Genomic DNA, 11,285 nt, shown 5'->3' on the forward strand with positions numbered 1-11,285 from the left:
ACGTCGGTGGTGCGGATGTAGAACTGGGGACGGTAGCCGTTGAAGAACGGCGTGTGTCGGCCACCCTCGTCCTTGCTGAGCACGACCACCTGTGCCTTGAACTTGCTGTGCGGCGTGATCGTGCCGGGCTTGGCCAGAACCTGACCGCGCTCGACATCCTCGCGCTTGACGCCACGGATCAGGCAGCCGACGTTCATCCCGGCCTCGCCCGTGTCGAGCAGCTTGTGGAACATCTCTACGCCGGTGACCACGGTCTTGGTCGTGTCCTTGATGCCGACGATCTCCACGGCCTCGTTGACCTTGACCACACCCCGCTCGATGCGGCCGGTGACCACCGTGCCACGACCCTCGATCGAGAACACGTCCTCGATCGGCATCATGAATGGCTTGTCGATGGGGCGCTGCGGGATTGGGATGTAACTGTCGACCGCGTCCATCAACTTGATGACCTGCTCAGCGGCTTCCTTGTCGCCCTCGAGCGCCTTGAGCGCGCTCACGCGCACCACCGGGATGTCGTCTCCGGGAAAGTCGTACTTGCTGAGCAGCTCGCGAACCTCGAGCTCGACGAGCTCGAGCAGCTCCTCGTCATCGACGGCGTCGCACTTATTGAGGGCGACAACGATGGATGGGACGCCCACCTGGCGGGCCAGGAGGATGTGCTCGCGCGTCTGTGGCATGGGGCCGTCGGTGGCCGCCACCACGAGGATCGCGCCGTCCATCTGGGCGGCGCCGGTGATCATGTTCTTGATGTAGTCGGCGTGGCCGGGGCAGTCGACGTGCGCGTAGTGGCGCTTGTCGGTCTCGTACTCGACGTGCGCCGTGGCGATGGTGATGCCGCGCGCCTTCTCCTCGGGCGCGTTGTCGATGGAGTCGAACGAACGGAACTCCGCGCCGCCCTTCTCAGCGAGCACCTTGGTGATCGCCGCGGTCAGCGTGGTCTTGCCGTGGTCGATGTGGCCGATGGTGCCCACGTTGACGTGAGGCTTGGTGCTGTCGTACTTCTTCTTGGCCATCTCTGCTCGTTTCTCCGCTGTTATGCCTTGGACTTGGCGATGATCTCTTCCGCGATGCTGTTGGGAAGAGCCTGGTAATGGTCGAACTCCATCGAATAGGTGGCGCGCCCCTGGGTCATGCTGCGCAGCTCGGTGGCGTAGCCGAACATCGAGGCCAGGGGCACGTGAGCATGCACCATCTGCGAGGTTCCGCGCCCCTCCATCCCGAGGATGGTGCCGCGCCGCCCGCTGAGGTTGCCCATGACGTCGCCCATGTACTCCTCAGGCATGCTGACGTCGACCTTCATGATCGGCTCGAGCAGCACCGGCTTGGCCTTGCGCATGCCGTCCTTGAAGCCCATCGAGCCGGCGATGGAGAAGGCCTGCTCGTTGGAGTCGACGTCGTGGTACGAACCGTCGACGAGGTAGACCTTGATGTCGACGACCGGGTAGCCGGCGAGGACTCCGTTGGTGAGCGTCTCCTCGATGCCGCGCCCGGTCGGGGCGACGTACTCGCGGGGCACCGAGCCGCCGACGATCTTGCTGGTGAACTCGAATCCCTTGCCGGGCTCGTTGGGCTCGAGCTCCAGCTCGACGTGCCCGTACTGGCCGCGACCGCCTGACTGGCGGACGAAGCGGCCGGTGCCGTGCGCCTTCTGGGTGATGGTCTCGCGGTACGCCACCTGCGGCTTGCCGACGTTGGCGTCGACCTTGAACTCGCGCAGCATGCGGTCGACGATGATCTCCAGGTGGAGCTCACCCATCCCGCTGATGATGGTCTGACCGGTCTCGTCGTCTGAGCGCACCCGGAAGGTCGGATCCTCCTCGGCGAGCTTCTGCAGGGCGACGCCCATCTTGTCCTGGTCGGCCTTGGTCTTCGGCTCCACGGCGACCGAGATGACCGGCTCGGGGAAGGCCATCGACTCGAGGATGATCGGGTGCCGCTCGTCCGAGAGCGTGTCACCCGTTGTGGTCTTGCGCAGGCCGATGGCGGCGGCGATGTCGCCGGCGCGCACCTCCTCGATCTCCTCGCGGTGGTTGGCGTGCATCTGCAGGATGCGGCCGACGCGCTCGCGCTCGCCCTTGGTGGCGTTGTACACGTAGCTGCCACTGCGCAGCACGCCGCTGTAGACGCGGAAAAAAGTGAGCTTGCCGACGAACGGGTCGGTGGCGATCTTGAACGCAAGCGCCGAGAACGGGTCCTCGTCGCTGACGTGGCGGGTCTCGAGATGGTCGTTGAGGAGGCCCTCGATGGCCGGCTTGTCGAGCGGCGACGGCAGGAAGTCGACGACCGCGTCGAGCATCGGCTGCACGCCCTTGTTCTTGAGCGCGCTGCCGCAGAGCACCGGCACGATCTTGGTGGTGATCGTCCCCTGGCGCAGTCCGCGGATGATCTCCTCAGCGCTGAGCTCGTGCCCGTCGAGGTACCTCATCATCAGCTCGTCGTCGCACTCGGCAACGGCCTCGAGGAGGGTGTGCCGGTACTCGGCGACCTGCTCGGCCATCTCCGCGGGGATCTCGGAGCGGGTGCTGGTGGTGCCGAGGTCGTCGGTGTACAGGATCGCCTGCATGCGCACCAGGTCGACCATCCCCTTGAAGTCGTTCTCCGAGCCGATCGGCAGCTGGATGCAGACGGGGTTGGCGCCGAGCCGCTGGCGGATGCTGTGCACCGACGCGAAGAAGTTGGCACCGACGCGATCCATCTTGTTGATGAAGCAGATGCGGGGCACGTCGTAGCGGTCGGCCTGGCGCCACACGGTCTCGGACTGCGGCTCGACGCCGGCAACGGCGTCGAACACGGCCACCGCCCCGTCGAGCACGCGGAGGCTGCGCTCCACCTCCATGGTGAAGTCCACATGCCCGGGCGTATCGATAATGTTGATTCGATGGCCGCGCCATTCGGCAGCCGTGGCCGCTGAGGTGATGGTGATGCCGCGCTCCTGCTCCTGGACCATCCAGTCCATCGTCGCCGCGCCCTCGTGGACCTCGCCCATCTTGTGGATGCGGCCGGTGTAGAAGAGGACGCGCTCCGTCGTGGTGGTCTTGCCCGCGTCGATGTGGGCCATGATCCCGATGTTGCGGGTCTTCTCGAGCGGGAACGCGCGCGTAGCGACTGCCATCTCTAGTACCGGAAGTGGCTGAAGGCCTTGTTCGACTCGGCCATCTTGTGGGTGTCCTCGCGGCGCTTGATCGAGGCGCCGACGCCATTGGCGGCGTCCATCAGCTCGCCGGCGAGGTTATCGGCCATGCTCTTGCCGTTGCGGCCGCGGGCGTAACGGATGATCCAGCGCCGGGCCAGGGCCGCACGGCGGTCGTGGCGGATCTCGACGGGCACCTGGTAGGTGGCGCCGCCGACGCGCTTGGGCTTGACCTCGAGCACCGGGGTGACGTTGCGCATCGCCTGCTCGAAGACGTCGAGCGGCTCACGCCGCTGGGAGCGGCGGATCTTCTCGAAGGCGTCGTAGACGATCTTCTCGGCGGTGCTCTTCTTGCCGGCCAGCATCACGCAGTTGATGAACTTGGCCAGGCCGGGGTTGCCGTAAATGGGATCGGGCAGGATGACCCGTTTCTGAATACGGGCGCGACGAGGCATCTACCTGGCCGCCGCTTTCTCGCGCTTGGCGCCGTATTTGCTCCGTCCCTGCTTGCGGTTCTTGGCCCCGGCGGTGTCCAGCGTGCCGCGGACCACGTGGTAGCGGACACCGGGGAGGTCGGCGACCTTGCCGCCGCGCACCAGAACGACCGAGTGCTCCTGGAGATTGTGGCCGATCCCGGGGATGTAGGCGGTGACCTCCACCTTGCTGGTCAGGCGCACACGGCAGACCTTGCGGAGCGCCGAGTTCGGCTTGCGTGGGGTGGTCGTGTAGACGCGCACGCAGACACCACGACGCTGGGGACACCCCCGCAGCGCGGGAGCCTTGGTCTTCTTGACCGCGGTCTTCCGGCCCTTGCGGACCAGTTGCTGGATGGTGGGCACGCTACTCCGACAGAATGAACAGCGCAGCCCGACGAACTGCGCGCGAATACACGGTCGCCACGGTGGCGCGAACGGAGATCCTACCAGCGGGCCGATCTTGCAGTCAAACTCCGCGCGAACTCAGCCGGCTGGGGACCGCCTCCGGCGCCGCCACGCGGACGGGTCGGCCTTTACGGCCGAGCCGACCTCGCCCGCGAGTGGCGCACAGATTCCGGATTACCCATAGGATGCGACTGACCGATCCACGTATTGAGGGACCTGTCGACCATGCGTTCTCCCGGGACGATGCTCACGGCGGCGGTGCAGGCCCTGTTCGGCCGGCCGGGCCGCGTTCCGGAGAGCCCGCCGACGGCGCACCCGCCCGAAGCGTCCGAGAGACCCGAGGTCTCGCTGATCGGACGCGTACACCCCGAATCCCTGCCGATCGACATGGGCGTCTGCAGCGTGGTCGGCTGCGGCGCTCCCGCGGTGGTGGTCGCGGATCGCCCGAACGCCACTACGGCGGCCTTCTGCGCACGCTGCGCCGAGGAGCTCCACGCCATCCTCGCCAACGGCTTCAGCGCCGGGCCCGCCCCCGGCTGATCGGCTGGGAGGTCCCGGCCGGCCCCCCGGCTATCCCGTCCTGACCGCTGCCGGCGACGCCAAGATCACCACGATCAAGGCCGTCCGCGCGGGTGTCTCGCGCAAGGAGGCCGACGTCGCCAAGGCCAAGCTCGAGGAGGCCGGCGCCTCAGTCGAGGTCGGCTGGCCGCACCGACCCCGAGCAGCACCGCCTGCGCCGGCGCAGGGGCCCAGTCGGCGAAGGTCGCCGTCGCGAAGCCTGTCGTCGCTGTCGACACCCGAACGGCCGTGAACGGCGGCGCCGGCGGCTGCAGGCGGGGGCCGGCGCCTCCCACGGTCACGGGCGAGTTGTTGTCGACAACGTCGAGGTGGGCGAAGATGGTCGCGATATCTCGCGCCCATGGCGTGTCGCCGACGCCGCTCACGAACGAGTATCCCCACGCCTGCTGGAACTGGTCGGTCACGGCGCCGGCCGGGCCGAGCTCGGTGGCGATGGTATACACGGATCGCGCCGCGTCATCCACGCAGTAGGCGCCGTAGTTCTGCAGCGTCCACGCGATCATCCTGCCCGGGCCGGACTGCAGGTTCAGGCTGGCGAGGTTGAGCGAGGCGGGCAAGGCGAGCAGCGCGCCCATCTTCAGGCTGGGGACCTTGCCCCCATACCGCTGCGGCCCGTAGCCGTCCTCCTTGATGGCAGGCCAGCGAAATCCCAGCGGCCAGTAGTCGGCGGCCCCGTCGAGGTTGACCTTGAGAGCGTGCCGGATTGGAGGCGCCCCGGGGACCAGCTCACCGAGCCGGATGGTGCCACCCAGTGACGACAGGCCGGAGCCGCCGTGGGCGCCGAGCGTGCCGGCACCGTACAGGTCGGCCGGAGCGCTAACGTGGGCGGAGGTGACTGGGCCGCCGGCGCTGCACCTGGCCATGGGCTGTCCCTGGACGACGGTGTGCCCGTCCGGCATGAGGATCGCGAAGCTGTAGTTCCCCTTCCCGGAGGCCACGACGAGGCTAGCGGGGATGGGGGCTGAGGCCAGCGTTGCCCCGCCGGCGCACCGTGACCCGCCGGACCACGCGGCGCCGTTGTACTGGATGGGTGTCATCGGTGCAGTGGGCTGCATGACGATCACGTCCTGGTCGGTCGCCACGGTGCGCGCCGTGGCCGGGGCGATGCCGGCCGGGACGTAGGCGGCGGCTCGGCCGATCGGGGTGTTCCAGATGGACGTGCTCGCAAAGGGCCATGCAAGCGGGTTGCGATAGCCCGCCAGAGCGGGTGCCGGTGTGCCCGGGGGTGGCGCCACCGGGGGCGGCGTGGGCCGGTGGGGAGTCGGCGAGGGCGTTGGGGATGGAGAGGCGGACGCCGGCGGTGCGGTCGCCACGGACGACGGGCTCGGTGAGGGGAGTACCGCGCTAGGTCCGGACGGCGACGGGATGGGGTGGAACCGCCAGAGGCCCACGAGGCTGAGGGTGACCGCCACGCAGACCAGCGCCGTGACGATCGAGTTGGTTCGGCGGCCCCATCCCGGCGCGCGCGTCCACATGAGGAACAGGCCGACGGGGAAGAGGACCAGGACGGCGAGCCCGGTGAACCAGTCCGTGCGCCACCACGGTACCGAGGTCCCTCGGCCGGCGGGAGCGCGCCCGCCGGTCGGGCCCAAGGGCTGCATGTCGGGCGGTCGGTCAGTCATCCATTAGGTGCAGTCGTTTCAACCGCAATCGGTCAGCAACGCGCTTGTAGCGTCACCGCTTCCCTGCGGCCGCCTCCAATCCCTCGCGGGCGGACTCGATGAGGATGGCGGCTACCTCGGGGCGGCTGAACTCCGGCGGAGGCATCTCCCCGGCCAAGAGCATGGCGCGGACCCGGGTGCCGCTCAGCGCGAGGTGGTCATCGTCCGGGTGAGGACATGTTCGGGTGCTCGCCATCCCCTCACAGCGATGGCACCAGAACGTATGCTCGAACGGCAGGATCTGGATTCCCAGCGCCGTGGGGTCGATCGAGTCGAAGACGCGCTGTGCGTCGTACGTGCCGTAGTAGCTGCCCACCCCGGCGTGGTCACGACCCACGATGAAATGGGTGCACCCGTAGTTGCGCCTGACGATGCTGTGCAGGACGGCCTCGCGTGGGCCCGCGTAGCGCATGGCCGCAGGAAACGTGCCCAGCACGACGCGATCCTTCGGGTAGTAGCCGTCGAGCAGGACCTCGTAGCAGCGCATCCGCGTGGCGGCGGAGATGTCGTCTCCCTTGGTGTCGCCCACCAGTGGCTGGAGGAACAGCCCGTCGATGGTTTCGAGGGCCACCTTGTGGAGGTACTCGTGAGCCCTGTGGACCGGGTTACGCGTCTGGAAGCCGACCACAGTGCGCCAGCCCAGCTCGGCGAAGCGCGCCCTGGTCTGAGCGGGGCTGAGGTCGTAGTCAGGGAACGCCGACGCCGGGATCCGCAGCGCCTCCACGTCTCCGCCCAGCGCAAACTTTCCCTGAGCAACCCGGGCGGCGACCCCGGGGTGGGCCGGGTCGGAGGTCCCGAAACAGCGCTCCACCTCGGCCGTGAGGTCGACGGTGAACGACTCGGATATCGTCATTAGCGCCAGGGGCTCGCCGTCGGTGCCGACCAGGACGACCTCGTCGCCGGCACCGCGCGCGCCGGCGGTCTGCTCATCAACCGCGAGCACGACGGGCATCGGCCACACTGAACCGTCCGCAAGACGCATCGTCGCGCACACCGACTCGTGGTCGGCCGAGCCCACGAAGCCTGTGAGCGGGCTGAACGCACCCACCGCAATGCAGTGCACATCAGCCTGCTGTCGCGAGTCCAGCGCGATGCGCGGCGCACCGGCGAGCGCGGCCAGGCGGCGCGAGCTATCGTCGGGAGACAGAAGTCGGTTCACGAGTGGGATTGACGCAGGCGCGAGTGTGCGTCGCAGTTCGCCGGACTCTGTTGTCACAGTACTGTCACCGCGCCGGACTCTGGCCTTCTCGCTTGCACACTGCACCTCACGATGATTCAAGCTTTCACTAACGGCCGCGAGGATCCCACCATCGCGGCACCGCCCCCCGTTGCCGCCGCATTATGTCATCTGGCTTTCTCGGCCGGTGTTACGCCCGATGCATTGCATGCGTTGGAGCGCCAGGTCCTCGACAACGCTGCGTGGCGGACAGCGCAGCGATACTTCGATGTAGGATCCGCCGCGTCATTGCGCCCGGGCATGCTGCGGCAGGCACTCGCCGGCGGCGACCCGGCGCCATCCATGGGAGTCTCACAATGAACGACGCGCGTGGTGTGACCGTCTGGTTCACCGGGTTGAGCGGCGCCGGCAAGTCAACCATCTCCGAGGGCGTGCTCCATGAGCTGCGGAACCGCGGCACCCGCGTCGAGCTCCTCGATGGCGACCTTGTCCGAACGAATCTCAGCAAGGGCCTCGGCTTCTCCAAGGAGGACCGGGACATCAACATCCGGCGCATCGGCTTCGTGGCCGACTTGCTGACCCGCAATGGTGTCACCGTGTTGGTGGCCGCGATCTCACCGTACCGCGAAGCGCGCGACGAGGTCCGTGCCCAGATCGGCGACTTTCTCGAGATCCACGTGTCGGCAACGCTTGACACTCTCGTGGAGCGCGACGTAAAAGGGCTGTACCGCAAGGCGATCGCCGGCGAGCTCGCCAACTTCACCGGCGTCTCCGACCCCTACGAGGAGCCGACCGATCCCGAGCTGGTCATCCGCACCGACAACGAGGATGTGCAGCTGTCGATCGAGCGCGTGCTCCGGCTCCTCGACGATTTCGTCGCCCAACGCGACGGTGACGCGTCCCCGCGCGAGGCGCAGGCGGGGTAGTCGCGAGCCGGCTCAGTACGACCCGCGCGCGGCGATGAGCGCGGGCACGGTTTTGGCGAGGATGTAGAGGTCCATCATCACCGACCAGTTCTCCACGTAGAACAGGTCGTAGCGCAGGTAATCCTCGAAGACCAGCTCGTGCCGGCCGTTCACCTGCCAGAGCCCGGTCAGCCCCGGCTTGACGCGAAGCCGGCCACGCACACGCTCGTCGTAGTTCAGCGCCTCCTCGGGCAGCGCGGGTCGCGGGCCCACCAAGCTCATGTCGCCGCGCACGACGTTGAAGAGTTGCGGAAGCTCATCGATCGCGAACCGGCGGAGCCAGCGTCCCACCCGCGTCACGCGCGGGTCGGCGCGCAGCTTGAACAGCACGCCGTCCGCCTCGTTGGTGCCGTTCAAACCGTCACGAAGTCTCTCGGCATCAACCACCATGGTGCGGAACTTCCACATCGTGAATGCCCGTCCCTCGGCGCCGATGCGCTCCTGGCGGAACAGCGCCGGCCCGCTGCTGGTGAGTCTCACCAACAGGGCGACGACCATCATCACCGGTGAGGCGAACAGGAGCATCACGGAGGCAATGCTCACATCGAGGATTCGCTTGAGCAAGCGCGCCCGCGACGAGAAGCGTCGGCGGCGGAGCGTGAACAGCGCCATGCCGTCAAGGGGTTCAACGCAGGCACGCGAAGCCGCCAGGTTGGCAAGGCCAGGTGAAACCCGCACCGATATGTCGGTGCCCGCGAGGGCGTCATCAATCTGCTGCAGCATCCCCGTGCCGACCGCGGTGCCGGCGACGATCACCACCCGCGCGTCGAACTGCGCGACAACGTCGCTGATCGTGGCCACGGACCCGAGCACGGGCAGGCCGCCGACGGTGTCGACCCCCTGATGGGCGACGTCGATGAACCCGCGAACGTCGTACCCCGCCCAGCGGCGGCGCGCAAGGGCGCGGGCTATCGCCCTCCCCTCTTCATTGCAGCCGACGACGATCGTCGTCTGGCTGGTGATGAGGCGGGCGTTGAGCGCGTGGTTGATGCGCCGCACCAGCAGGCGACCGCTGATGGTCGTGACCAGGCTGAACACAAGGAGTGCCGCGAAGAAGCCACGTGAGAGGTTGAGCTTGGCCACGAACGTGACCAGCACCACGAGCAGCACCGAGAAGATGACCGCATGGAACAGCTGGCGTGCCTCGGCGGTGATGTGGGTGGGCCTGCGCAGGTCGTACAGACCGTAGATGCCGAAGATGATCGGCCAGGCGGGGATGGTGAGGAACACCGCCTTGTCGATGGGCCGCAGCAGCTGCGGGCCCAGCTCCCAGTCATTGGCGTGGATCATCTTGGCGGCGAAGTAGGCGATGAACACCGCTACCAGGTCCACCACGAAGGTGAGCGCCAGCAGGCCGATCATCACCTGGCGACGGTCGAGACCGCGGGCGCGGGGGAGGACGGCAGACGCCGTCGGTACGAGCGAGCGCCCAATCACCTCGACCGAGGTGCCCTCAGCAACCGGCCACGATTGGACGTGCCCGGGTGTGCCGATGAGGTCCATGTTTCCCCCCTAGCGGCGTTCCGTTACACCGCAACCACCGAAGTGTAACGACGGTTCAGCGTGCCGTCAATGACGCGTATGACGTTCTTGAGCGTTCTCCGTATCTAAGCGACTGCCGAACCACAGCGAAGATGTCTTCCTGATCCCCAATGACCACATCCTCCAGACTCGACCGCGAGCCGAGCGGTGCGATCGGCGCGACCTTGGACGAACGTTCGCTGCGATTGACTTGTTGACAAGTTGAGCTGTCTCCCGTCAGACTCGGGTCATCGCAGCAGTAACGACACGGCATCGGCCGGCGTTACGCCTGTTGCGAGATTCGTTCAGAAGGGGGGTCACAGTCGGCATGGCACGTCTCGGCTATCTTCAAAGCGGCATCGTCGGCATCGCCGCAGTCGCACTCCTGACCGGCTGTGGCACGACCATGATGGGGGCCGTGGTCGGGGTACCGGCGACGGTGAGCGCCGAGACCGTCGTGAGCGGCACCGACCAGGGCATCGGCGCGCTCCAGCAGAAGCTCGTCGATCAGCTGAACAGCGCCGCCGCGACGCCGGGTGGCGATCCAACCTCGCAGCTCATTCTCCTGCAGCTGAATGCGCTGCTCAACAACCACACGCTCATCGGTGCGGAGAAGATCGACGCCCTGAGGGCGCTCGGGGAGCAGGCGGTCGCGACCCGCGTGGCGCACGTCAATGGCTTGATTGCCCAGGTCAACGGGCTCGGGAACCTGAGCCGGGGGGCCAAGAACCTGCTCATCGGCAATCTCCAGGGGATCAACGCGCAACTGGCGACCCTGGCCAACTCGATCGCGCAGGGCGTGCTCATCGACCAGTTGCGCGTTGACGTCATCTCCGTGGCCACCTCGACCATGGTCTACGGTGTCGCCGACCCCATCGTGCACCTCGCGATCGCGGCGGACGCGATGATCGGCGAGGCCAACCTGATCGCCGGGCACGCGGCTCAGTTCGCCCGCCAGTTCGCCCCGACCGACTCCACGATCGGCCTCGAGCAGAGCACCTACCACGACCTCCAGGTGCGGATCGGTTCGGTGATCAACGTCGCCAACCAGGGGGTCAACGCCACCGCCGGCCTCTCGACCGCCCCCGGGAACCTGTCCGCCTCGCAGTCCACGATCAACGGCGAGCGCTCCCTGATGTCCTCGATCATCGGCCCCTACGGGCCCATGACGGTGGCTCAGAACGACCTAGTTGCTCTCGGCAACTGGTCCCGGACCAGGACGCCGCCGCCGCCGCCGCCGACACCACCGACGCCGGTGCCGACGCCGGTGCCGACGCCCACACCCACGCCGACGCCGACACCGACGCCGCCGCCGCCGACGCCGACGCCGACACCGACGCCGCCGCCACCGACACCGACACCGACACCGAC

General features: G+C 67.6%; 10 protein-coding genes. 3 read left to right on the forward strand and 7 right to left on the reverse strand.

Annotated features, from left to right (window positions below; all coding sequences use genetic code 11):
- The 4 genes from tuf to rpsL all read right to left on the reverse strand — a co-directional run.
- The coding region (gene tuf, locus JF886_RS00765) for an elongation factor Tu (RefSeq protein WP_337308619.1) at window positions 1-1,013 on the reverse strand (1,013 nt) is incomplete at its 3' end.
- 20 nt (window positions 1,014-1,033) lie between these two features.
- Window positions 1,034-3,112: an elongation factor G gene (gene fusA / locus JF886_RS00770; protein ID WP_337308621.1), complete on the reverse strand. Its 2,079-nt coding sequence runs from the start codon at window positions 3,110-3,112 to the stop codon at window positions 1,034-1,036.
- A gap of 2 nt (window positions 3,113-3,114) precedes the next feature.
- Entirely contained in the window at window positions 3,115-3,585 is a 471-nt protein-coding gene (gene rpsG, locus JF886_RS00775) for a 30S ribosomal protein S7 (RefSeq protein ID WP_337308623.1), read from the reverse strand.
- Window positions 3,586-3,969: a 30S ribosomal protein S12 gene (rpsL, locus tag JF886_RS00780; protein ID WP_337308625.1), complete on the reverse strand. Its 384-nt coding sequence runs from the start codon at window positions 3,967-3,969 to the stop codon at window positions 3,586-3,588.
- Window positions 3,970-4,236: 267 nt separating this feature from the next.
- Here rpsL and JF886_RS00785 point away from each other — a divergent pair, with 267 nt between their 5' ends.
- Window positions 4,237-4,551 (forward strand): hypothetical protein, encoded by a 315-nt coding sequence (locus tag JF886_RS00785; protein WP_337308627.1) that lies wholly within the window; start codon window positions 4,237-4,239, stop codon window positions 4,549-4,551.
- A gap of 74 nt (window positions 4,552-4,625) precedes the next feature.
- Here JF886_RS00785 and JF886_RS00790 read toward each other — a convergent pair whose 3' ends face one another.
- Together JF886_RS00790 and sat are read right to left on the reverse strand one after the other, a co-directional pair.
- Window positions 4,626-6,212 (reverse strand): hypothetical protein, encoded by a 1,587-nt coding sequence (locus JF886_RS00790; RefSeq protein WP_337308630.1) that lies wholly within the window; start codon window positions 6,210-6,212, stop codon window positions 4,626-4,628.
- Between the two features lie 52 nt (window positions 6,213-6,264).
- Window positions 6,265-7,467 carry a sulfate adenylyltransferase gene (gene sat, locus JF886_RS00795; RefSeq protein WP_337308632.1) on the reverse strand — a complete coding sequence of 401 codons (1,203 nt, stop codon included), beginning with the start codon at window positions 7,465-7,467 and terminating at the stop codon, window positions 6,265-6,267.
- Between the two features lie 317 nt (window positions 7,468-7,784).
- On the opposite strand from sat, the gene cysC reads away from it, so the two are divergent.
- Window positions 7,785-8,354 carry an adenylyl-sulfate kinase gene (gene cysC / locus JF886_RS00800; protein WP_337308634.1) on the forward strand — a complete coding sequence of 190 codons (570 nt, stop codon included), beginning with the start codon at window positions 7,785-7,787 and terminating at the stop codon, window positions 8,352-8,354.
- Window positions 8,355-8,366: 12 nt separating this feature from the next.
- Here the strand turns inward: cysC and JF886_RS00805 are convergent, their stop codons facing one another.
- Window positions 8,367-9,896 (reverse strand): sugar transferase, encoded by a 1,530-nt coding sequence (locus JF886_RS00805; protein WP_337308636.1) that lies wholly within the window; start codon window positions 9,894-9,896, stop codon window positions 8,367-8,369.
- Window positions 9,897-10,242: 346 nt separating this feature from the next.
- Between JF886_RS00805 and JF886_RS00810 the strand changes: the two genes are divergently transcribed.
- On the forward strand, window positions 10,243-11,285 hold a 1,043-nt coding region (locus tag JF886_RS00810), incomplete at its 3' end, for a hypothetical protein (RefSeq protein WP_337308638.1).

The sequence above is a fragment of the Candidatus Aeolococcus gillhamiae genome (assembly GCF_016464765.1).
Taxonomy (GTDB): domain Bacteria; phylum Chloroflexota; class Dormibacteria; order Aeolococcales; family Aeolococcaceae; genus Aeolococcus; species Aeolococcus gillhamiae.